Origin of the sequence: Embleya sp. NBC_00888 (genome assembly GCF_045207655.1) — a bacterium.
In the GTDB taxonomy this organism is placed as follows: Bacteria; Actinomycetota; Actinomycetes; order Streptomycetales; family Streptomycetaceae; genus Embleya.
On record NZ_CP108784.1, the window covers coordinates 5,197,665 to 5,218,495 of the forward strand.

Annotated in this window: 24 protein-coding genes; 20 read left to right on the forward strand and 4 right to left on the reverse strand. The window is 69.9% G+C overall.

Annotated features, from left to right (window positions below):
- Positions 1–180 precede the first annotated feature (180 nt).
- The 13 genes from secY (at position 181) to truA (ending at position 9,137) form a co-directional block, all read left to right on the forward strand.
- Positions 181–1,503 (forward strand): preprotein translocase subunit SecY, encoded by a 1,323-nt coding sequence (gene secY, locus OG948_RS22255; protein WP_020549217.1) that lies wholly within the window; start codon positions 181–183, stop codon positions 1,501–1,503.
- Entirely contained in the window at positions 1,504–2,157 is a 654-nt protein-coding gene (locus tag OG948_RS22260) for an adenylate kinase (RefSeq protein ID WP_406298190.1), read from the forward strand. It begins immediately after the preceding gene.
- A 143-nt stretch (positions 2,158–2,300) separates the two neighbouring features.
- Positions 2,301–3,068, forward strand: a complete 768-nt coding sequence (gene map, locus OG948_RS22265) for a type I methionyl aminopeptidase (protein ID WP_406298191.1) — start codon at positions 2,301–2,303, stop codon at positions 3,066–3,068.
- Between the two features lie 88 nt (positions 3,069–3,156).
- Positions 3,157–3,723: a DUF1707 domain-containing protein gene (locus OG948_RS22270; RefSeq protein WP_406298192.1), complete on the forward strand. Its 567-nt coding sequence runs from the start codon at positions 3,157–3,159 to the stop codon at positions 3,721–3,723.
- Positions 3,724–3,741: 18 nt separating this feature from the next.
- A complete protein-coding gene (locus tag OG948_RS22275; RefSeq protein ID WP_406298193.1) occupies positions 3,742–4,122 on the forward strand; it encodes a DUF1707 domain-containing protein in 381 nt (126 codons plus the stop codon).
- 195 nt (positions 4,123–4,317) lie between these two features.
- Positions 4,318–4,539: a translation initiation factor IF-1 gene (infA, locus tag OG948_RS22280; RefSeq protein ID WP_018382544.1), complete on the forward strand. Its 222-nt coding sequence runs from the start codon at positions 4,318–4,320 to the stop codon at positions 4,537–4,539.
- 116 nt (positions 4,540–4,655) lie between these two features.
- On the forward strand, positions 4,656–4,769 hold the full coding sequence (gene rpmJ, locus OG948_RS22285) for a 50S ribosomal protein L36 (RefSeq protein WP_009740505.1): 114 nt from the start codon (positions 4,656–4,658) through the stop codon (positions 4,767–4,769).
- A gap of 182 nt (positions 4,770–4,951) precedes the next feature.
- Positions 4,952–5,332, forward strand: coding sequence for a 30S ribosomal protein S13 (rpsM, locus tag OG948_RS22290; protein WP_020549212.1), 381 nt, complete (start codon positions 4,952–4,954; stop codon positions 5,330–5,332).
- Positions 5,333–5,399: 67 nt separating this feature from the next.
- Complete coding sequence (gene rpsK / locus OG948_RS22295; protein WP_020549211.1) at positions 5,400–5,801, forward strand: 30S ribosomal protein S11; 402 nt, start codon at positions 5,400–5,402, stop codon at positions 5,799–5,801.
- Between the two features lie 28 nt (positions 5,802–5,829).
- The gene (gene rpsD / locus OG948_RS22300; protein WP_020549210.1) at positions 5,830–6,456 is read left to right on the forward strand and encodes a 30S ribosomal protein S4; all 627 of its coding nucleotides are present in this window, start codon (positions 5,830–5,832) and stop codon (positions 6,454–6,456) included.
- A 100-nt stretch (positions 6,457–6,556) separates the two neighbouring features.
- The gene (locus tag OG948_RS22305) at positions 6,557–7,573 is read left to right on the forward strand and encodes a DNA-directed RNA polymerase subunit alpha (protein WP_020549209.1); all 1,017 of its coding nucleotides are present in this window, start codon (positions 6,557–6,559) and stop codon (positions 7,571–7,573) included.
- Positions 7,574–7,672: 99 nt separating this feature from the next.
- Complete coding sequence (rplQ, locus tag OG948_RS22310) at positions 7,673–8,194, forward strand: 50S ribosomal protein L17 (RefSeq protein ID WP_406298194.1); 522 nt, start codon at positions 7,673–7,675, stop codon at positions 8,192–8,194.
- Positions 8,195–8,294: 100 nt separating this feature from the next.
- Positions 8,295–9,137: a tRNA pseudouridine(38-40) synthase TruA gene (gene truA / locus OG948_RS22315; RefSeq protein WP_406298195.1), complete on the forward strand. Its 843-nt coding sequence runs from the start codon at positions 8,295–8,297 to the stop codon at positions 9,135–9,137.
- Positions 9,138–9,181: 44 nt separating this feature from the next.
- Here the strand turns inward: truA and OG948_RS22320 are convergent, their stop codons facing one another.
- Entirely contained in the window at positions 9,182–10,228 is a 1,047-nt protein-coding gene (locus OG948_RS22320; RefSeq protein WP_406298196.1) for a hypothetical protein, read from the reverse strand.
- 357 nt (positions 10,229–10,585) lie between these two features.
- Here OG948_RS22320 and rplM point away from each other — a divergent pair, with 357 nt between their 5' ends.
- The 3 genes from rplM (at position 10,586) to glmM (ending at position 13,084) form a co-directional block, all read left to right on the forward strand.
- Complete coding sequence (gene rplM, locus OG948_RS22325; RefSeq protein ID WP_020549205.1) at positions 10,586–11,029, forward strand: 50S ribosomal protein L13; 444 nt, start codon at positions 10,586–10,588, stop codon at positions 11,027–11,029.
- A 41-nt stretch (positions 11,030–11,070) separates the two neighbouring features.
- Positions 11,071–11,556 carry a 30S ribosomal protein S9 gene (rpsI, locus tag OG948_RS22330; protein ID WP_020549204.1) on the forward strand — a complete coding sequence of 162 codons (486 nt, stop codon included), beginning with the start codon at positions 11,071–11,073 and terminating at the stop codon, positions 11,554–11,556.
- Positions 11,557–11,716: 160 nt separating this feature from the next.
- Entirely contained in the window at positions 11,717–13,084 is a 1,368-nt protein-coding gene (gene glmM, locus OG948_RS22335) for a phosphoglucosamine mutase (protein WP_406298197.1), read from the forward strand.
- A gap of 21 nt (positions 13,085–13,105) precedes the next feature.
- Here the strand turns inward: glmM and OG948_RS22340 are convergent, their stop codons facing one another.
- A complete protein-coding gene (locus tag OG948_RS22340; RefSeq protein WP_406298198.1) occupies positions 13,106–14,080 on the reverse strand; it encodes a DUF389 domain-containing protein in 975 nt (324 codons plus the stop codon).
- Positions 14,081–14,099: 19 nt separating this feature from the next.
- Positions 14,100–15,068: a type I pantothenate kinase gene (gene coaA / locus OG948_RS22345; RefSeq protein ID WP_395871666.1), complete on the reverse strand. Its 969-nt coding sequence runs from the start codon at positions 15,066–15,068 to the stop codon at positions 14,100–14,102.
- A 93-nt stretch (positions 15,069–15,161) separates the two neighbouring features.
- Between coaA and glmS the strand changes: the two genes are divergently transcribed.
- Positions 15,162–17,012, forward strand: coding sequence for a glutamine--fructose-6-phosphate transaminase (isomerizing) (gene glmS, locus OG948_RS22350; RefSeq protein WP_395871664.1), 1,851 nt, complete (start codon positions 15,162–15,164; stop codon positions 17,010–17,012).
- A 96-nt stretch (positions 17,013–17,108) separates the two neighbouring features.
- Here the strand turns inward: glmS and OG948_RS22355 are convergent, their stop codons facing one another.
- On the reverse strand, positions 17,109–17,663 hold the full coding sequence (locus OG948_RS22355; RefSeq protein WP_406298199.1) for a MarR family winged helix-turn-helix transcriptional regulator: 555 nt from the start codon (positions 17,661–17,663) through the stop codon (positions 17,109–17,111).
- Positions 17,664–17,775: 112 nt separating this feature from the next.
- On the opposite strand from OG948_RS22355, the gene OG948_RS22360 reads away from it, so the two are divergent.
- The 3 genes from OG948_RS22360 to OG948_RS22370 all read left to right on the forward strand — a co-directional run bounded on the left by OG948_RS22360 (position 17,776) and on the right by OG948_RS22370 (position 20,701).
- Positions 17,776–18,732, forward strand: coding sequence for an EamA family transporter (locus tag OG948_RS22360; RefSeq protein ID WP_406298200.1), 957 nt, complete (start codon positions 17,776–17,778; stop codon positions 18,730–18,732).
- 122 nt (positions 18,733–18,854) lie between these two features.
- Positions 18,855–19,223: a holo-ACP synthase gene (locus OG948_RS22365; RefSeq protein WP_395871658.1), complete on the forward strand. Its 369-nt coding sequence runs from the start codon at positions 18,855–18,857 to the stop codon at positions 19,221–19,223.
- A gap of 11 nt (positions 19,224–19,234) precedes the next feature.
- Entirely contained in the window at positions 19,235–20,701 is a 1,467-nt protein-coding gene (locus OG948_RS22370; protein WP_406298201.1) for an NAD(P)H-hydrate dehydratase, read from the forward strand.
- Positions 20,702–20,831: the final 130 nt, after the last annotated feature.

The window sequence follows — 20,831 nt, forward strand, 5'->3', positions numbered from 1 at the left end:
CTTGCTCTGTTTTTACCGTGTGTTGTGTCATGTCGCAGGAACGTCGGGCCGGGGCGATACTTCCGGGCCGTCGGCGCTGTTATTGTCCGTGAGGTTCCTGTGTGGGACCTGACCAGTGGTCCTACCGGACCGACGACTCGATCGACTCGCCCCTAAGACGGGCGAGGCGCAGGAGGCAGTGTGCTCACCGCGTTCGCCAGGGCGTTCCGCACGCCCGACCTGCGCAAGAAGCTGCTGTTCACGTTGGCGATCATCGTCCTCTTCCGGATCGGGTCGCATATCCCGGTACCGGGCGTCTCGTTCGAGATGGTGCGCTCTTGCGTAGAGGACTCCAACCGGAACAGCCTGTTCGGCCTCGTGAACATGTTCAGCGGCGGCGCGCTGCTGCAACTCACGATCTTCGCGCTGGGGATCATGCCGTACATCACGGCGAGCATCATCCTGCAACTCCTCACCGTGGTGATCCCGCGGTTGGAGGCCCTCAAGAAGGAGGGCCAGTCCGGCACCGCGAAGATCACCCAGTACACGCGCTACCTGACCATCGCCCTGTCGATCCTGCAGTCCACCGCGCTGATCGCCACCGCCCGCAGCGGCGCGCTGTTCTCCAGCGCCCGCAGCGCCACCTGCGACCCGCAGGGCATCGTTCCGGACGACTCGCTCTTCCGAGTGATCGTCATGGTCGCCGTGATGACCGCCGGCACCTCGACGATCATGTGGCTCGGTGAGCTGATCACCGACCGCGGCATCGGCAACGGCATGTCCATCCTGATGTTCGTCTCGGTCGCCGCCGGTTTCCCGGCCGCGCTGTGGACGATCAAGGAGCAGGGCACCATCGGCGGCGGCTGGGTACCGTTCTTCACCGTCATCGCCATCGGCCTCGTGATGGTCGGCCTGGTGGTCTTCGTGGAACAGGCGCAGCGCCGGATTCCGGTGCAGTACGCCAAGCGCATGATCGGGCGTCGCGCCTACGGCGGGACCTCGACCTACATCCCGCTCAAGGTGAACCAGGCGGGCATCATCCCCGTCATCTTCGCCTCGTCGCTGCTGTACATCCCGGCTCTCATCGCTCAGTTCAGCGGTGGGAAATCGGACTGGGCGGTATGGATCGAACGCCACTTCGTCAAGGGCGACCATCCGCTGTACATGATCACGTACTTCCTGCTGATCGTCTTCTTCGCGTTCTTCTACGTGGCCATCACGTTCAACCCCGAAGAAGTTGCCGACAACATGAAGAAGTATGGTGGCTTCATTCCGGGGATCCGCGCCGGCAGACCGACCGCGGAATACCTGAACTACATCCTCACCAGGATCACGTGGCCCGGATCGTTGTACCTGGGCATGATCGCGTTGGTACCCAGCATCGCGCTCGTGCTCTTCAACGCCAACCAGAACTTCCCGTTCGGCGGCACGAGCATCCTGATCATCGTGGGAGTGGGTCTGGAAACCGTGAAGCAGATCGAGAGTCAGCTCCAGCAGCGCAACTACGAAGGCTTCCTCCGCTAAATGCGTATCGTTCTCGTGGGGCCTCCCGGCGCGGGTAAGGGAACCCAGGCCCAGTACATCGCCGCCAACCTGTCGATTCCCGCCGTCTCGACCGGTGACATCTTCCGCGCCAACGTGAGTCAGGGCACCCCGCTCGGCCGCGAGGCGAAGACCTACATGGACGCGGGCAACCTGGTACCCGACGAGGTGACCATAGGCATGGTCCGGGAGCGCCTGGCGCAGCCGGACGTCGCCGCCGGTTTCCTGCTCGACGGGTTCCCGCGCAACACGGCCCAGGCCAAGGTGCTCGACGAGATCCTCGCCGAGAACGACACCGAACTCGACGTCGTGCTCGAACTCAAGGTCGACGACTCGGAGATCATCCAGCGGATCTCCGGCCGTCGGCAGTGCCGCGCCAACGGGCACGTCTGCCACATCCTGACCGACCCGCCGAAGGTCGCCGGGGTCTGCGACGAGTGCGGGAGCGAGCTGTACCAGCGCGACGACGACCGCGAGGAGACCGTCCGGCACCGTCTGGACGTGTACAAGGAGCAGACCGAACCCTTGGTCGGCTATTACTCCGAGCGCAACCTCCTGCTGCCGATCCAGGCGACCGGTCCGGTCAAGGAGGTCACCGAGCGCGCGATGGCCGCGCTTCGGGAGTTCGGCGCCTGATCGGGCGTCGGCCGCGACAGACATCACACATGGGCGATCCGGGGAAACCCCGGATCGCCCATCGTGCTTTCGCGCCGACACACAACTTCGGCGACACACGAATACGAATGAGGACGGCCATGCCGGTGTTCAGGAAGCGGCAGATGCGAATCGAACGCAAGACGCCCGAGCAGATCGAGAAGATGCGTCGTGCCGGGGCCGTCGTGGCGCACACCCTGGAGGCGCTGCGCGAGGCGGCGAAGCCGGGCGTGACCACGGCCGACCTGGACGCGATCGCCGAGCGCTCGATCCGCGCCGCGGGCGCGATCCCCTCGTTCAAGGGCTACCACGGCTTCCCCGCGTCGATCTGCGCGTCGGTCAACGACGTGGTGGTGCACGGGATTCCGGACGAGACGCCGTTGCGCGACGGGGACATCATCTCGATCGACTGCGGGGCGATCCTGGACGGCTGGCACGGCGACTCGGCGATCACCGTGCCGATCGGCACGGTGCGGCCCGAGGTGCTCGAACTGAGCCGGGTGTGCGAGCAGTCGATGTGGGCGGGCATCGAGGCCGCGGTGGCCGGCGGTCGGCTGACCGACATCAGCCACGCGGTGGAGAAGTCGATCCGGGCCAACCCGCTGCCGGGCGGCGCCAAGTACGGCATCGTCGAGGACTACGGCGGCCACGGCATCGGCACCGAGATGCACCAGGACCCGCACGTGCTCAACTACGGCCCCGGCGGGCGCGGGCCGCGCCTGGAGGTCGGGGTGTGCCTGGCGATCGAGCCGATGGTCACCCTCGGCAAGCCGGACACGTACACGCTGGCCGACGAGTGGACGGTCAAGACCACCGCGGGTGGCTACGCGGCGCACTGGGAGCACTCGATCGCGATCACCGAGAACGGGCCCGTGGTACTGACGCTGCCCTGATGCCAGACCCCCCTCAATGGTGGGGCTGGCACCATGTACGACTCTTCGCGCCCTGCCTAGTGTCGATGACATGGTGAGGACTCCGACCATGCGGGCATCCGACGTGGACCGTGAGGCGGCGGTGACGCTGCTGCGCGATCACCACGCCGTCGGACGGTTGACGCTCGCAGAGTTCAACGAACGCATGGGGGCCGCCTACGAGGCGGTCACGCTGGGGGAACTGGCCCGGCTGATCGCCGATCTGCCGCCGCCGGAACACCTGGAGGCGGACGTCGAGGTGATCCGCGCGCGGATGGCCTACGAGGTGGCCCGCACCCGGGCGACCCTGGCCCGGCCGGTCGCGCCGGAGTCGCCGCCGGCCGCGTCGTGGCCGACGCCCCGACCCGCGCCGGCGCCGGTCCGGCCGCAGGTGCGCCGAGAGGTGGTTCCGACGCACGGGGAGCGCGACGGGTGGGCCGCCGGCGCGCGGGCCCTGCGCGCGGCGTGGACCACGCTGAACGCGATCACCGCGTTGAACGTGGTGATCTGGCTGCTGGTCGCGGTGGCCGGTACCGGGGTCGTGTACTTCTGGCCGGTGTGGGTCTACGGTCCGGCCGCGGCCGTGCTGGGTTCGATCCAGATGGTCTACTGGCGCCACGGGCGCTCCTCGCCGTGACCGGGCTACCCTCGTCTCATGGACCGAGATCCGAACGCTCCCGCGACTCCCACGGACCGCGAACGCGTGACCGCCGAGCTGCGTGAGCACCTCGCGTCGGGTCGGCTGGCGCTGTCCGAATACCGGGCGCGCCTGGACGCGGTCCGCCGAGCCGGTACGGTGGGGGAGCTCGACGCGGTCTCGGCGAATCTGCCGGGTCGCGAGGATCGAGACGACGCGGCGGGTGCGACGCCGCCGCCGGAGTACCGACCGATCGTCGACGCGCCTCCACGAGCCGGTGCCTACGGTCCGGCGGAGGAGCGGCGTCCGCGGGTTTCCACCGCGACGTTGAACAAGGTCTGGTTGGTCGTGATGTCACTCGGCGTGCTGGTGTGGGCGCTGGTCTACTTCCTGAGGTAGGCCGACGGGCCCGGCGGGAACGGAACCTGCGGTTCCGGGCCCGGTTTCGCTTTCACTGGCCGAGTGCCTTAGACTGACTCGTCGGCTCACATGTAGCCAGGTTTGGCGCGCCCGTCATCTGGGCGCCAAAAATTTGAGCTTCGTCATGTGCGCCGGGTAACGGTAGCTGATCCCGAGATACGAAGCGCGGAGGACATGCCCAAGAAGCAAGGGGCCATCGAAATCGAGGGCACCGTCATCGAGTCGCTCCCCAACGCCATGTTTCGCGTGGAGCTTCAGAACGGGCACAAAGTCCTCGCGCACATCAGTGGGAAGATGCGGATGCACTACATCCGTATTCTTCCGGACGACCGGGTTGTCGTGGAGCTGAGCCCTTACGACCTGACCCGCGGCCGGATCGTCTACCGCTACAAGTAGGCGAGCCCCGGCCCTGCCCACGCCGAGCGTGGTGTGCGGGGCTTGGACGCAAACCGATAACCGACTCGGCGACGGCGGCGTGCCCGCACGCCTTCGTCACACGTACCGGAGAAATCATGAAGGTCAAGCCGAGCGTCAAGAAGATCTGCGACAAGTGCAAGGTGATCCGCCGTCACGGCCGGGTCATGGTGATCTGCGAGAACCTGCGCCACAAGCAGCGCCAGGGCTGAGCAGCACCCCCCTCGCACAACGAGCGATCGACGCGCGACGCACCCCGTAAGAGCCGCAGCACCCGACCCCCGTCTCGTGCGGGACGCCACCCTCGGCCGGAGGCCGAGGACCGAGGACATCTCCAGAAGGTGTGCCGGACCGGTGCTGGGCCAGACCTCCGACTAAACCAGGAGCCACACATATGGCACGCCTCGTCGGCGTCGACCTCCCCCGTGAGAAGCGGGTCGAGGTCGCTCTGACCTACATCTTCGGCGTCGGGCGCACTCGTGCGCTGGACACGCTGAAGAACACCGGTGTCAACCCCGACACCCGCGTCCGCGATCTCGCCGAGGACGACCTGATCAAGCTTCGCGACTGGATCGAGTCGAACTACCGCGTCGAGGGTGACCTCCGCCGCGAAGTTCAGGCCGACATCCGCCGCAAGGTCGAGATCGGTTGCTACGAAGGTCTGCGTCACCGTCGCGGTCTTCCCGTCCGCGGTCAGCGCACCCACACCAACGCGCGTACCCGCAAGGGCCCGCGCCGCGCGATCGCCGGCAAGAAGAAGCCGGGCAAGAAGTAGTCCGCGTACGACGGATCACGCGGTCCTCAATTCGTAGCGGACCGACGACCTCAGGAGTTTCCAGCAGATGCCTCCCAAGAGCCGCGCGGGCGCCAAGAAGGTGCGCCGCAAGGAAAAGAAGAACGTCGCTCACGGGCACGCCCACATCAAGAGCACGTTCAACAACACCATCGTTTCGATCACGGACCCCAGCGGCAACGTGATCTCGTGGGCCTCCGCGGGCCACGTCGGCTTCAAGGGTTCGCGCAAGTCGACCCCCTTCGCCGCGCAGATGGCCGCCGAGTCCGCCGCGCGTCGTGCCCAGGAGCACGGCATGCGCAAGGTCGACGTTTTCGTCAAGGGCCCGGGTTCCGGTCGTGAGACCGCCATTCGTTCGCTGCAGGCCACCGGCCTGGAGGTCGGCTCCATTCAGGACGTCACCCCCGTGCCGCACAACGGCTGCCGCCCCCCCAAGCGCCGCCGCGTCTGACCAGCAGCTGACTAGGAGTTAAAGAACAATGGCGCGTTACACCGGCGCGGACTGCAAGCGCTGCCGTCGCGAGAAGATGAAGCTGTTCCTCAAGGGCAGCAAGTGCGAGGGCCCGAAGTGCCCGATCGAGATTCGCCCCTACCCGCCGGGTGAGCACGGTCGTGGCCGTACCAAGGACAGCGAGTACCTGCTGCAGATGCGCGAGAAGCAGAAGTGCGCGCGCATCTACGGTGTGCTCGAGAAGCAGTTCAAGGGCTACTACGAGGAAGCGAACCGTCGCCAGGGCAAGACCGGCGAGAACCTGCTTCGCATCCTCGAGTCGCGCCTGGACAACGTGGTCTACCGCGCGGGCTTCGCCAAGTCGCGTGACCACGCCCGTCAGCTCGTTCGCCACGGTCACATCGTGGTCAACGGCGTCAAGACGGACATCCCGTCGTTCCGGGTCTCCGACAACGACATCATCGAGGTCCGCAAGGACTCGGTCGAGCTGACCCCGTTCGTGGTCGCCCGTGCCGAGGCCGGCGAGCGCACCGTCCCGGCCTGGCTCGAGGTCATCCCGGGCAAGATGCGCATCCTCGTGCACTCCCTCCCCGCGCGTCAGGTCATCGACACGCAGGTGCAGGAGCAGCTCATCGTCGAGCTCTACTCCAAGTAAGAGCTCCACGGGATCGGGCGGACCGGGATTGTGCCGGTCCGCCCGTATCCTTGTTTCCACTGGCGTCAAATAGCGGGCGTCATTACCAGGAGGCATCCCCATGCTTATCGCCCAGCGGCCGACCCTCACCGAGGACGTCGTCGACGAATACCGCTCGCGGTTCGTCATCGAGCCCCTCGAGCCCGGCTTCGGCTACACGCTCGGCAACTCGCTCCGTCGTACGCTCCTCTCCTCGATCCCGGGCGCGGCTGTCACCAGCATCCGGATCGACGGCGTCCTGCACGAGTTCACCACCGTGCCGGGTGTCAAGGAGGACGTCACCGACCTCATCCTGAACATCAAGCAGCTCGTCGTCTCCTCGGAGCACGACGAGCCGGTCGTGATGTACCTGCGCAAGCAGGGCCCGGGTGTGGTCACCGCCGGCGACATCGCGCCGCCGGCCGGTGTCGAGGTGCACAACCCCGACCTGGTCCTGGCGACGCTGAACGCCAAGGGCAAGCTGGAGATGGAGCTGACCGTCGAGCGCGGTCGCGGCTACGTCTCCGCGGTGCAGAACAAGCAGGCGGGCCAGGAGATCGGCCGCGTGCCGGTCGACTCGATCTACTCGCCGGTGCTCAAGGTCACGTACAAGGTCGAGGCCACCCGTGTCGAGCAGCGCACGGACTTCGACAAGCTGATCGTCGACGTCGAGACCAAGCAGTCCATGCGTCCGCGCGACGCGATGGCCTCCGCGGGCAAGACGCTGGTCGAGCTGTTCGGTCTCGCCCGCGAGCTGAACATCGACGCCGAGGGCATCGACATGGGCCCGTCGCCGACCGACGCCGCGCTCGCGGCCGATCTGGCGCTGCCGATCGAGGAGCTCGAGCTCACGGTCCGCTCGTACAACTGCCTCAAGCGCGAGGGCATCCACACCGTGGGTGAACTGGTCGCGCGCAGCGAGGCCGACCTGCTGGACATCCGCAACTTCGGTGCGAAGTCCATCGACGAGGTCAAGGCGAAGCTCAACGGGATGGGTCTGGCCCTCAAGGACAGCCCGCCCGGGTTCGACCCGACCGCCGCCGCGGACAGCTTCGGCGACGAGGACGACCACGGCTTCGCCGAGACCGAGCAGTACTGAGCTTCGTCGCGAGGCGTAGCCCACCACCCGGGCCGACCGGCCCGGGTGGACTGACGCCGGTACCTGATACGGCCGGCGCAGGAATATCTAGGAGAGAACATGCCCAGGCCCACCAAGGGTCCGCGCCTCGGCGGCGGCCCGTCCCACGAGCGGCTGATCCTGGCCGGTCTCGCGACGGCGCTGTTCGAGCACGGTCGGATCACCACGACCGAGGCCAAGGCGCGTCGGCTGCGTCCCGTCGCCGAGCGACTGATCACCAAGGCGAAGAAGGGCGACCTGCACAACCGTCGCCAAGTGCTCACGATCGTTCGTGACAAGAGCGTCGTGCACGCGCTCTTCGAGGAGATCGCTCCTCGGTACGAGAACCGCCCGGGCGGTTACACGCGCATCACCAAGATCGGCAACCGCAAGGGCGACAACGCGCCCATGGCGGTCATCGAGCTGGTCGAGGCGCTGACCGTGGCGCAGACCGCGGTCGGCGAGGCCGAGGCCGCCACGAAGCGCTCGGTCAAGGAGCAGGAGACCGCCAAGGTCGAGACGACGAAGGTCGTCGAGACCGAGGAGGCGCCCGCCGCCGAGGCCGAGCAGGCCGAGGAGAGCAAGGACGCCGACAAGGCCTGACGGTCTCGTCGCATGCTCCACGCGTTCTGAATCACAGTGCGAGCCCGTCCCCCGTATCCGTACGGAGGGCGGGCTCGCGCCATGCCCGGAGGTGGTTGAGGTGGTGCGCTTGCGCATCGATCTGTCGTACGACGGCACCGAGTTCGCGGGCTGGGCCCGGCAGCGCGAGCTGCGCACCGTGCAGGGCACGCTGGAGAGCGCCCTGACCACCGTGCTGCGGCTGGCCGAGCCCGCCCAGCTGACGGTGGCCGGGCGCACGGACGCGGGGGTGCACGCGCGGGGCCAGGTGGCCCACCTCGACGTGCCCGACGAGGTGTGGGCCGCGCTGGGCGACGTGGCGCTGCGTCGGGTCACCGGGGCGCTGCCGCGGGACCTGCGGGTGCGCGACATCACCGTGGCGCCCGAGGGCTTCGACGCCCGGTTCGGCGCGATCTGGCGGCGCTACGCGTATCGGGTGTGCGACGCGCCGGGCGGGGTGGACCCGCTGCGGCGGGGCAGCGTGGTGTGGCACGACCGGCCGCTGGACGAGACCCGGATGAACGCGGCGGCGCAGCGGCTGTTGGGCGAGCACGACTTCGCGTCGTTCTGCCGCAAGCGCGAGGGGGCCACGACCGTGCGCTGCCTCCAGGACTTCTCCTGGGCGCGCGAGACGCCGACCGGGGCCGATGTGGGTCCCGCGTTTCGGCCGGTGATCGTGGCGACCGTGCGGGCCGACGCGTTCTGCCACAACATGGTGCGCTCGCTGGTGGGCGCGATGCTGGCGGTGGGCACCGGACGCAAGCCGGTGGAGTGGCCGCTGGAGGTGCTCGGGCGCGCGGTGCGCGACTCGGGCGTGCACGTCGCGCCCGCGCACGGGTTGACCCTGGAGGAGGTGGCCTACCCGGCGGACGCGTTGCTCGCGGACCGGGTGACGGCCACCCGTCGGCGCCGGGACGGCGGCTGAGTTCGGGACGGGCGGGGCCGGGAGGCGGCCCCGGCCCGTCCGGGTCAGCCCTGGATCTGTTCCAAGGCCTTGCGCCGGTTCTCGTCGTCGATCTGCTTGGACCGCGCCTCGCCGCGTGCGGTCAGCGAGTTCCACAGGAACTTGTCCACGTCGTCCTGGGCCTGCGCCATGGTCTTGTCGTCGCCCACCGGGTCCTTGCCGTCGGCGTACCAGTCCAGGGTGAACAGCGCGTAGCGGCCGACGGAGTTGCGCAGCTTGCCGTGTTTTTGCTTCTGCGCGTCGAGGACCTTGACGCCGGGGCCGGCCAGCGGCAGCAGTTCGCCGCCGTCCTTGCCGTTCTTGATCGCCGCGGCCTTGTCGGCCGAGGGGAACGAGGCGACCGCGGCGGTGGAGACGACGCCGTTCGGGCCGACCACCGCGAGCCGGATGAGCTGGGTGCACTGCTGGTTGCGCGCGGCCGGGCCGAGCTTGCCGTCGGTGCCGTCCGAACAGGTGTTGTCCAGCTTGCTCGCGACCACCGAGTACTGCCGCCCGTTGACGGTGAACTTCGCGCCGGGGAACAGCGATTCGACCGTGAACGGCGCGTTGTCCAGGGCCGGGTCGGCGAGCACGGCCTGGGCCGGGGGCGGCGGCGGGACGGTGGGCGCGGGGCGGAAGGTGGGCTTGGCAGGGGCGAAGGTCGAGGCGGACGGGCCGCCCGAGGCGCCCGGTCCCGCGCTCTTCTCGTCGTCGCCGCCGGAGGTGGCCATGACCGCCGCGACCACGCCGCCGATCAGGGCGAGGCCGAGCACGGAGCCGCCCACGGTGAACAGCAGCCTGCGGCGGCGGGCCGCCGCGTCGCGTCGCTCCGCCAGCGCGTCCCAGTCGGGACCGGCGGAGGAGCCGAACTGTTGTTGCCCCGTTGGCTGTTCGTGCGCCGGTCGGGCGAAGGGCTGCTGTGGCTGGGGATGCGGCTGTGGCCCCTGGGGGCCGTGCTCCTGGGTGGGGAACGGTTCCCACGCGTGGGCCGGCTGCCCCGGTGACCCGGGCCCGCCCGGGCGTACGCTCCAGGGCTGCTGCCCGTCGTCTCCCGGTGTACCGACCCCCGACATACCCGCCCCCTGCAAGGAGTGATCCGCCTCGGCTCCCCATGCGCCGACGACCCGATCGTTCGGCGCATCGTACCTATCCGCCGATCCGGTGAGGACCGGCGTGGCACGGTAGGAGCACCCGCGCGGATGGCTTACGCTGGGGAGGGGCGTGAGCAGATCATCGCCCCATTGCTCGTTTTGACCGGCACCCCCTTGACCCGGTATTGTGCCGGTTCGTTGTGCGTATTGGCTTGCTTGAGTGGAGTCGGTACGCCGGGCCGCCGGCCACCGGAGTCCGCATTCGGTTCGGAATCATCTCCCGGACAGCCAGTCGGCATCCGTAAGCACACACTCACGAAGAAGCGAAGGCTATCGACCGTGCGCACGTACAGCCCCAAGCCCGGCGACGTCCAGCGTCAGTGGCACGTCATCGACGCGACCGATGTCGTGCTCGGCCGTCTGTCCACCCAGGCTGCTGCCCTGCTCCGGGGTAAGCACAAGCCGGTGTACGCGCCGCACGTCGACACCGGCGATTTCGTCATCATTGTGAACGCCGACAAGGTTCACCTGTCGGGCAACAAGCGCAGCCAGAAGATGGCGTACCGCCACTCCGGCTACCCGGGTGGCCTCCGCGCCGTCCGCTACGACGAGTTGCTGGAGAAGAACCCCGAGAAGGCCGTGGAGAAGGCCATCAAGGGCATGCTCCCGAAGAACACCCTGGGTCGGCAGATGTTGTCGAAGCTCAAGGTGTACCGCGGTTCCGAGCACCCGCACTCGGCGCAGCAGCCGGTTCCGTTCGAGATCACCCAGGTCGCGCAGTAGTCACGGCCACCGCCTGACGAACGAATAGTTTGAGGAGAACAGTGGCCGAGACCATTGCAGAAACCCCGATCGAGGAGACCGAGGGTCTTCCGCTCGAGAGCTACACGTCCGAGTCGCTCGCCTCGCGCTTCAGCGAGCCGCAGGCGGGTTCGGCCACCGGCCGCCGCAAGGAAGCCGTCGCGCGCGTCCGGATCGTTCCGGGCACGGGCAAGTGGAAGATCAACGGGCGCACGCTCGAGGAGTACTTCCCGAACAAGGTGCACCAGCAGCTCGTCAACGAGCCCTTCAAGGTGCTCGAGCTGGACGACCGCTACGACGTGCACGCCCGCATCCACGGTGGCGGCGTCTCCGGCCAGGCCGGCGCGCTGCGTCTGGGTGTGGCCCGTTCGTTGAACGAGGCCGACGTCGAGGCGAACCGCCCGGCGCTCAAGAAGGCCGGCTTCCTGACCCGTGACCCGCGTGCCACGGAGCGCAAGAAGTACGGTCTGAAGAAGGCGCGCAAGGCGCCTCAGTACAGCAAGCGCTAAACAGCCCGCAGCACCCTCTGCGGCTGTACGCAGCGTCATCAGGCCCCGGGGGCACGGTTCGTGCCCCCGGGGCCTGATGCATTTTCCGGCGGTACTCCTGGGGGAGTGGCGTCGCGAGGTAGTGTCCGAGACATCCGGAATGTATGCGGGAGATCCAACTGTGGGACGACTCTTCGGTACGGACGGCGTGCGTGGCCTGGCGAATGGCCGGCTGACCGCGGAACTGGCGCTCGATCTGGCGGTCGCCGCCGCGCGGGTGCTCGGATCACGCGGCCGGGACGGGATTCCGCAATCAGGGCACGGCCGCAGGCCGTTCGCCGTGGTGGGTCGTGACCCCCGGGCCTCCGGAGAGTTCCTCGAGGCGGCCGTGGTCGCGGGTCTGGCGGGCGCGGGTGTGGACGTGTACCGCGCCGGCGTGTTGCCGACGCCGGCGATCGCCTACCTGACCGGGCTGCTCGGCGCGGACATGGGCGTGATGCTGTCGGCGAGCCACAACGCGATGCCGGACAACGGGATCAAGTTCTTCGCGCGGGGCGGGCACAAGCTGCCCGACGACGTGGAGAACGAGATCGAGGCGCTGCTGGGCACCGCGTGGGAGCGGCCGACCGGCTCCGGGGTGGGTCGGGTGCAGGACCATCCCGAGGGCCACGAGCGCTACGTCGAGCACCTGCTGTCCTCGCTGCCGCATCGCCTGGACGGGCTCAAGGTCGTGGTGGACTGCGCGAACGGCGCCTCCTCGGCGGTGGCGCCGGACGCGTTGCGTCGGGCCGGGGCCGAGGTGATCGCGATCCACGCGGAGCCCGACGGGCTGAACATCAACGACGACTGCGGTTCCACGCACATGGACGCGCTGCGGGCGGCCGTGGTCGAGCACGGCGCGGACGCGGGCATCGCGCACGACGGCGACGCGGACCGGTGCCTGGCGGTGGACGCGCGCGGCGAGTTGGTCGACGGCGACGCGATCCTGGCGGTGCTCGCGCTGGCGATGCGCGACGGCGGACAGCTCGTGGAGAACACGCTGGTGGCCACCGTGATGTCCAACCTGGGACTCAAGCTGGCCATGCAGGCCGCGGGCATCAAGATGGTGGAGACCGCGGTCGGCGACCGCTACGTGCTGGAGGCGATGCAGGCCTCGGGCCTGTCGCTGGGCGGCGAACAGTCCGGCCACGTGGTGTTGTTGGACCACGCGACCACGGGCGACGGCACGCTGACCGCGCTGCGCCTGCTCGCGCGCGTCGCCGAGACCGGCACGCCGCTGCACGAGTTGGCCTCGGTGATGACGCGCCTGCCGCAGATGTTGGTCAACGTCGCCGGCGTGGACCGCACCCGGGTGCACACCACGCCCGAACTGGCCCAGGCCGTCGCGCTGGCGGAGAAGCGATTGGGCGACACCGGCCGGGTGTTGCTGCGTCCCTCGGGCACCGAGCCGTTGGTGCGGGTGATGGTCGAGGCGCAGACGCACGACCAGGCGCACGACGAGGCCGCGGGTCTGGCCGAGGTCGTGCGGACCCTGCTCGCGCTGGAGTAGCACGGTCGAACCCCCGCGGGTTCACGACGACTTGCCGGCCCCCGTCGTAGGCGACGGGGGCCGTCGTTTCGCCCGGGCGGCCTGCAGGCTCCACAGGCCGCGCTGGAGGAGCAGGGTGAGGGTGCCCGCGAGCACGATGCCGACCAGGTTCAGGCCGAGTTGGCCCAGCGAGCCGGCCGCCTGCCGGTAGTCGGCGTACCGGATGGCCACCGACGCGTTCGCGGCCGCGGGCACGGTGGTGACCGAGATCAGTACGCCGATCAGCGCGCCGGACTTGGCGCTGGTCAGCGAGAGCATGCCCGCGACGCCGGCGAGCAGCGCGACCCAGAACGACAACCAGTCCGGTTGGAAGATGAACTCGGTGAGTGGGCGCGAGCGTTCGAGCATTTCGCGGTCGAACAGGCCGAACGCGCCCAGGAGTGCGGTGAACGCCATGGTGATCGCCATCGCCACCGGGAAGCCGATCAGCAGCGCGAGCGCGGAGCGGCCGGCGAGTCGGGGCTTGCGCTGCACGGCGGCCACGCACAGTCCGGCGAGCGGGCCGAACTCGGGTCCCACCACCATCGCGCCGACGATCAGGATCGGGTTGTCCAGCAGTACACCGCACGCCGCGATCATGGTGGCCACCGTCAGGAAGGCCAGGAAGGTCACCGAGAGGGTGGACTCCTCGGAAGTGGCCTCCTCGATCTCCTCCCAGACCACGGAATCGGCGCTGTCGCCCGGCGCCTTGCGCTCCGCCTCGTCCGCGGACCGGGACAACATCACGTCCAGGTCCTCGAGCGCGATCGCGCCGTCGTCCTCCAGGCCCAGCGCGCGCAGGTCGGCGAGCACCGCACTGGTGGCCTCGCGCGCGAGATCGCAGGCGATCACGTCACCGGTGGGCTGCACCGCCGCGCCCGGCCACACCACCAGATGGGTCGCTCCCGGCTCGACGAGCAGCAGGTCGCGCACGGCGGCGCTGCGGTCGGCCGGGACGATCAGGCGCAGATGGAACATCCCGTGACGGTACCCGCCTTCACAGCTTGCGCAGTCGCAATCTGCTCACCGCGTGCTCCGCATCCTTTTGCAGGACCAGCGTGGCGCGGGCGCGGGTGGGTCGGATGTTCTGCACCAGGTTGGTCTCGTTGATGGTGGCCCAGGTGTTCTCCGCGTAGCGCAGCGCGTCCTCGGGGGTCATCACCGCGTACTTGCGGAAGTACGAGGCCGGGTCGCGGAACGCGGTCTGGCGCAGCTTGACGAAGCGTTCCAGGTACCAGCGGCGGATGTCCTGGGTGCGGGCGTCCACGTACAGGCTGAAGTCGAAGAAGTCGGACAGCGCGAGTCGGGGTCGGCCGTCGGCGGTCGGCGAGGCGGGTTGCAGCACGTTCAGGCCCTCGACGATCAGGATGTCGGGCCGGTGGATGGTCAGCCGCTCGTTCGGCACGATGTTGTAGGTCAGGTGCGAGTACACCGGCGCGGTGACCTCGGGCTTGCCCGCCTTGACGTCGGCGACGAAGCGCACCAGGGCGCGTCGGTCGTAGGACTCGGGGAAGCCCTTGCGGTGCATGATCCCGCGGCGCTCCAGCTCCTCGTTGGGGTAGAGGAAGCCGTCGGTGGTCAGCAGTTCGACGTGCGGGTGGTCGGGCCAGCGGGCGAGCAGTTCGCGCAGGATGCGGGCGGTGGTGCTCTTGCCCACCGCGACGCTGCCCGCTACGCCGATCACGAACGGTATGCCCGGGTTCTCGCCGTTGCCCAGGAACGTGGTGAGCGCGCGGCCCAGGCCCCGGGTGGCGCCCACGTAGAGGTTCAGCAGCCGGGACAGCGGCAGGTAGACGTCGGAGACCTCGTCGAGGTCGACCACGTCGCCCAGGCCGCGCAGGCGTTCGAGTTCGTCGGCGGTCAGTGGCAGCGGCGTCCCGGCCCGAAGCCGGGTCCAGGCGGCGCGGTCGAGTTCGACGAAGGGGGACAGGTCGCGAGCCGGCCCCTGAGCCGCGAAGGAGTGCACGTGCCTATTGTCCCGAGTGTGTGCCCGCGCGCCGTCGCCGGGCCGTCGAACGTGTTTCCGCCGGCCCGATGTGGACCCCGTAGGCTGGCCCCCATGTGCGGGATTGTGGGATATGTGGGCGCTCAATCGGCGCTGGACGTGGTCATCGGCGGGCTCAAGCGGCTGGAATACCGCGGTTACGACTCGGCCGGGGTGGCCGTGCTCTCCGCCGGTGCCCTGGTGAGCGAGAAGCGCGCCGGGAAGCTGGCCAACCTGGTGGGCGCGCTGGCGGAATCGCCGCTTCCGGTGGGGACGTGTGGCATCGGGCACACGCGGTGGGCCACCCACGGTGCGCCCAACGACGCGAACGCGCATCCGCATCTGGACAACGCGGGTCGGGTCGGCGTCGTACACAACGGGATCATCGAGAACTTCGCCGCGCTGCGCGCCGAGCTGGCCGAGCGCGGGCACAAGCTCGCCTCGGAGACCGACACCGAGGTGGTCGCGCACCTGCTGGCCGAGGAGTTCGCGGGCGCGGGCGAGGACCTGGCCGAGGCGATGCGCCGGGTCTGCCGTCGGCTGGAGGGCGCGTTCACCCTGGTCGCGGTGCACGCGGACGCCCCCGACGTGGTGGTCGGCGCGCGCCGCAACTCGCCGCTGGTGGTCGGTCGCGGTGTCGGCGAGAACTTCCTCGCCTCGGATGTGGCCGCGTTCATCGAGCACACGCGCGAGGCGATCGAACTGGGCCAGGACCAGGTGGTCGAGCTGCGCCGGGACGCGATCACGGTGACCGACTTCGACGGCGCGCCCGCGGCCATTCGCGAGTACCACGTGGACTGGGACGTGTCGGCCGCCGAGAAGGACGGCTACGACTACTTCATGCTCAAGGAGATCGCCGAGCAGCCCAAGGCGGTCGCCGACACGCTGTTGGGCCGGATCGGCACCGACGGGCGCCTGGTGCTCGACGAGGTGCGGATCGCGGACGAGGTGCTGCGCGAGATCGACAAGGTCGTGATCATCGCCTGCGGCACGTCCTTCCACGCGGGACTGATCGCCAAGTACGCGATCGAGCACTGGACCCGCGTGCCCTGCGAGGTCGAACTGGCCAGCGAGTTCCGCTACCGCGACCCGATCCTGGACCGGCAGACGCTGGTGGTGACCATCTCGCAGTCCGGCGAGACGATGGACACGCTGATGGCCCAGCGGCACGCCCGCGAGCAGGGCGCCAAGGTGCTGGTCATCTGCAACACCAACGGCTCGACGATGCCGCGCGAGGCGGACGCGGTGTTGTACACGCACGCGGGCCCCGAGGTCGCGGTCGCCTCGACCAAGGCGTTCCTGACCCAGTTGGTCGCCTGCTACCTGGTCGCGCTGTACCTGGGCCAGGTGCGCGGCACCAAGTGGGGCGACGAGATCACCGAGGTGATCGAGCAGCTCGCGGCGATGCCGGAGATGGTGGACAAGGTCCTGGACACGATGGAGCCGGTGCGCGAGCTGGCCCGTTCGCTCAAGGACGCCGGTTCGGTGTTGTTCCTGGGCCGGCACGTGGGTTACCCGGTGGCCCTGGAGGGTGCGCTCAAGCTCAAGGAGCTGGCGTACATGCACGCCGAGGGCTTCGCGGCGGGCGAGCTCAAGCACGGTCCGATCGCGCTGATCGAGGAGGGCCTGCCGGTCGTGGTGGTGGTCCCGTCGCCGCGTGGGCGCTCGGTGCTGCACGACAAGATCGTGTCCAACATCCAGGAGATCCGGGCCCGCGGCGCACGCACCATCGTGATCGCCGAGGAGGGCGACGAGGCGGTCGTGCCGTACGCCGACCACCTGGTGCGCATCCCGGTCACGCCGGTGCTGCTGCAGCCGCTGGTGTCCACCGTGCCGTTGCAGGTGTTCGCGTGCGAGCTGGCCACGGCCAAGGGCCACGAGGTGGACCAGCCGCGCAACCTGGCGAAGTCGGTCACGGTCGAGTAGTCCGACCCGATCCTCGACCGCCCCGCGCCCCCTTCGTCGAAGGGGCGCGGGGCGGTTTCGCGTTTCGGGCGGGGCGCTCGGGCGGATCGGTTCGGGTCAGCCCAGGTGGGTGTCGCCCTGGGCGATCAGGAGCTTGCGCAGCAGGGCGTTGAGCTGGTCGCGCTCGCTTTCGTCGAGGACGGCGAGGAAGCGGCCCTCGTTCTCCAGGTGGCCGACCAGGATGTCGTCCACGAGCTTGACGCCCTCGGGGGTCAGCTTGACCAGGACCGAGCGGCGGTCCTCGGCGCTGACCGAGCGCTCGACCAGGCCCTTCGCGGTGAGCTTGTCCACCCGGTTGGTGATCGCGCCCGACGTGACCATCGCCGAGCGCAGCAGCGTGCCCGCGCTGACCCCCTCGACGCCGCCGGAGCGGCGCAGCGTGGCCAGCACGTCGAACTCGGAGAAGTCGAGCCCGTAGCGGGCGAAGTAGGTGCGCAACGTCTGGTCGATGAACCGGCGCAGCCGGTTCATCCGCCCGACGGCCGCCATGACGTCGAGGCTCTCGGGAGCGATGTCGGGCCGCTCCCGGTGCCATTGGTCCCAGACGTCGTCGATCGCGTCGCGGCTGTCTGCGTCGCGGATGTCTGTCTCGGATGTGCCGCGTTCGGTCATGCCGCCAATTTATCTCAACGCTCATCTACTTGACGCTCACAGAAGGAAGGTATTTACTTATCTCAACGCTCAGATAGTTACTGCTCGCAAAACTAGCGTTGAGGTGAATGGCATGGCGGTTCAGGGTGGCAGCAAGGGACTCGGTCGTGTGGGGATGCTCCTGGCGACGGCCGTGGCCCCGGCCACGTGGGGGACCACCTACCTCGTGACCACGGAGATGCTCCCGGCCGACCGGCCGCTGCTCGCGGCCGGCGTGCGGGCGTTGCCCGCGGGTCTGCTCCTGGTCGCCATGTCCAGACGGCTGCCGACCGGGGTGTGGTGGTGGCGCTCGTTCGTCCTGGGGATGCTCAACGTCGGGTTGTTCTTCCCGCTGATCTTCGCCGGCGCGTACCGCCTGCCCGGTGGTGTCGCGGCCACCATCGGCTCGGTGTCGCCGCTGATCGTCGCGGGCCTGTCGTTCCTGATCCTGAAGGTGCGGGCACAACCGCGGGTGCTGCTCGCCGGCGTGGGCGGCGTGGTCGGGGTCGCCCTGCTCGTGCTCGGCTCGGAGGCCGAACTCGACCCGATCGGTGTCGGCCTGATGCTGCTGGCCACCACCCTGATGGCGATGGGCGTGGTGATGTCGGCGCGCTGGGGTCGACCCGAGGGGGTCTCGCTGTTGGCCACCACCGGTTGGCAACTCACCGTCGGCGGCATGGTGATCGTCCCGATGATGTTCGCGATCGAGGGCATGCCGCCGGTGCCCACCGGCCGCAACCTGCTCGGCTTCGGCTACCTGGTGCTGATCGGCACCGCGCTCGCCTACGTGCTGTGGTTCCGCGGCATCGAGCGCCTCGGCGCCGGCGTGGCGTCCTTCCTCGGCCTGGTCAACCCGGTGGTCGCAACCCTCGCCGGCCTGCTCGTGCTGAGCCAGACGCTGACCGCGCTCCAGGTGCTCGGGCTGCTGATCGCCCTCGGCGCGATGTTGCTCGGCCAGCGGCAGTCGCGGCGGCGCACCGAGGTGCGCGTCGAGCCGCCGGTGACTTTGGTCAACGAGCGCAACCGGGCCGACGTCGTCGAGGCGTCGTGACCCGAGAGCGCCCCACGAGCCCACCGGGCCGCATCCCCGCCGGGGGTGCGGCCCGGGCTCGTCGTGGGCCGCACCCCCGTGGGCCGGGACGCCGGCGGCCCCGGTGTTTGTAGGCTCGGGCCGTGATCATCGGTGTGGGTATCGACGTCGCGGACATCGCGCGGTTCGGGCAGTCGTTGGAGCGGACCCCCGGTTTGGCCGATCGGCTCTTCACCGAGGGGGAGCGCTGGGTGCGGTCCGGGCAGGAACGCGGCGTCGCCTCGCTGGCCGCCCGGTTCGCCGCCAAGGAGGCCCTGGCCAAGGCGCTCGGCGCGCCCGGCGGCCTGCACTGGCTGGACGCCGAGGTGACCACCGAGGACTCCGGCCGGCCGCTGCTCGCGGTGACGGGCACGGTCGCCGCGCGGGCCTTCGAACTGGGCGTGCGGCACTGGCATGTGTCGCTCAGCCACGACGCGGGCATTGCTTCCGCTGTCGTCATCGCCGAGGGCTGAGGGGGTCGCGCATGCGCGCAGCGCACGACGTCGAGCAGGTGCGCGGCGCGGAGGCCGCGCTGTTGGCCGCGTTGCCCGAGGGCACGCTGATGCGGCGCGCCGCGACCGGCCTGGCGCATACGTGCGCCCGACTCCTCGGCCGGGTCTACGGCACCCGGGTCGCGCTGCTGGTGGGCAGCGGCGACAACGGCGGGGACGCGCTGTACGCGGGCGGCATGCTGGCCCGACGCGGCGCGCGGGTGGACGCGTTGCTGCTCGCGCCGGAGCGGGCCCACCCGGCGGGCCTGGCGTGGGCGCGGCGGGCCGGCGTACGGGTGTGGGACGCCGGGGCGCCGGACCGGGCCACCACGATCGACCTGCTCGGGCGGGCCGACCTGGTGCTCGACGGCATCGTCGGGATCGGCGGCAAGGGCGCGCTGCGCCCGCCCGCCGCGGAACTGCTCGCGCACGTGCGGGATTCGATCGTGGTCGCGGTCGACGTGCCCAGCGGGGTGGACGCGGACACCGGGCGGGTCGAGGGCGCGGCGGTGCGGGCCGATGTCACGGTCACCTTCGGCACCTACAAGCCCGGCCTGCTGGTCGACCCCGGAGCGCAGTACGCCGGCGTGCGGCACCTGGTGGACATCGGGCTCGACCCGCACCTGCCGACGTCGCGGGTGGAGGTCCTGCAACACGCGGACGTGGCCCGGCTGTTGCCCGCGCCCACGGGGGAGAGCGACAAGTACTCGCGCGGGGTGCTCGGCGTGGTCGCCGGCTCGCCCCGATACCCCGGCGCGGCGGTGCTCGTGGTCGGCGCGGCCGTGCGCGGCGGCGTGGGCGCGGTCCGCTGCGCCGGTCCGGACCAGGTGTTGCGCCCGGTGCTGGCGGCCTGGCCGGAGACGCTGGCGACCGAGGCGGCCCCGGTCGACGCCGGTCGGGTGCAGGCCTGGGTGGTGGGACCGGGCCTGGACACCGACCAGGACGCCCAGGCGCGCTGGGCGGGCGTACTGCACGGCTCGGTGCCGGTGCTGGTGGACGCGGACGGACTGACCCTGCTCGCCCGGGCGAGACCCGGCACCTGGCCGACCCCCGCGCTGCTCACCCCGCACGCGGGAGAGGCGGTGCGCCTGTTCGCCGCCGCCGGGGTCGTCACGACCCGCGAACGCGTCGAGGCGGAGCGGCTGGAGCATACGCGCCGGCTCGCCGCGCTCTACGCCTGCGTGGTGCTGCTCAAGGGCTCCACCACGGTGATCGCCGCGCCCGACGGCCGGGCCAGGATCAATCCCACCGGCACCCCGTGGCTGGCCACCGCGGGCAGCGGCGACGTGCTCTCCGGCCTGGCCGGCGCGCTGCTCGCGGCGGGCCTGGACCCGCTGGACGCCGGTTCGGTGGCCGCCTACCTGCACGGCCTGGCCGCCCGCGCGCTGCCCGGCCCGGTGACCGCGCCGGACCTGATCCGGGCGCTGCCCGCGGTGTGGGCGGACGTCACAGGCACGTGACAGGGAGACCGCCCCGGCACGGGCCTGCCACACTGGGAGTCTTGAGCTCCGGGATGCCCGGCCCCGGATCCCGTCCGGAGCCGGGACGCGGGCTCTCGTCGATGACCGTCGTCGGAAGGACCACCAGCCA

Excerpts from the sequence above, each read along its gene's own strand:
- OG948_RS22260 (WP_406298190.1), top strand. The coding sequence starts at position 1,504 with ATGCGTATCGTTCTCGTGGGGCCTCCCGGCGCGGGTAAGGGAACCCAG.
- map (WP_406298191.1), top strand. The coding sequence starts at position 2,301 with ATGCGAATCGAACGCAAGACGCCCGAGCAGATCGAGAAGATGCGTCGT.
- OG948_RS22270 (WP_406298192.1), top strand. The coding sequence starts at position 3,157 with ATGCGGGCATCCGACGTGGACCGTGAGGCGGCGGTGACGCTGCTGCGC.
- OG948_RS22275 (WP_406298193.1), top strand. The coding sequence starts at position 3,742 with ATGGACCGAGATCCGAACGCTCCCGCGACTCCCACGGACCGCGAACGC.
- infA (WP_018382544.1), top strand. The coding sequence starts at position 4,318 with ATGCCCAAGAAGCAAGGGGCCATCGAAATCGAGGGCACCGTCATCGAG.
- rpmJ (WP_009740505.1), top strand. The coding sequence starts at position 4,656 with ATGAAGGTCAAGCCGAGCGTCAAGAAGATCTGCGACAAGTGCAAGGTG.
- rpsM (WP_020549212.1), top strand. The coding sequence starts at position 4,952 with ATGGCACGCCTCGTCGGCGTCGACCTCCCCCGTGAGAAGCGGGTCGAG.
- rpsK (WP_020549211.1), top strand. The coding sequence starts at position 5,400 with ATGCCTCCCAAGAGCCGCGCGGGCGCCAAGAAGGTGCGCCGCAAGGAA.
- rpsD (WP_020549210.1), top strand. The coding sequence starts at position 5,830 with ATGGCGCGTTACACCGGCGCGGACTGCAAGCGCTGCCGTCGCGAGAAG.
- OG948_RS22305 (WP_020549209.1), top strand. The coding sequence starts at position 6,557 with ATGCTTATCGCCCAGCGGCCGACCCTCACCGAGGACGTCGTCGACGAA.
- rplQ (WP_406298194.1), top strand. The coding sequence starts at position 7,673 with ATGCCCAGGCCCACCAAGGGTCCGCGCCTCGGCGGCGGCCCGTCCCAC.
- OG948_RS22320 (WP_406298196.1), bottom strand. The coding sequence starts at position 10,228 with ATGTCGGGGGTCGGTACACCGGGAGACGACGGGCAGCAGCCCTGGAGC.
- OG948_RS22340 (WP_406298198.1), bottom strand. The coding sequence starts at position 14,080 with ATGTTCCATCTGCGCCTGATCGTCCCGGCCGACCGCAGCGCCGCCGTG.
- glmS (WP_395871664.1), top strand. The coding sequence starts at position 15,162 with ATGTGCGGGATTGTGGGATATGTGGGCGCTCAATCGGCGCTGGACGTG.
- OG948_RS22355 (WP_406298199.1), bottom strand. The coding sequence starts at position 17,663 with ATGACCGAACGCGGCACATCCGAGACAGACATCCGCGACGCAGACAGC.
- OG948_RS22360 (WP_406298200.1), top strand. The coding sequence starts at position 17,776 with ATGGCGGTTCAGGGTGGCAGCAAGGGACTCGGTCGTGTGGGGATGCTC.
- OG948_RS22370 (WP_406298201.1), top strand. The coding sequence starts at position 19,235 with ATGCGCGCAGCGCACGACGTCGAGCAGGTGCGCGGCGCGGAGGCCGCG.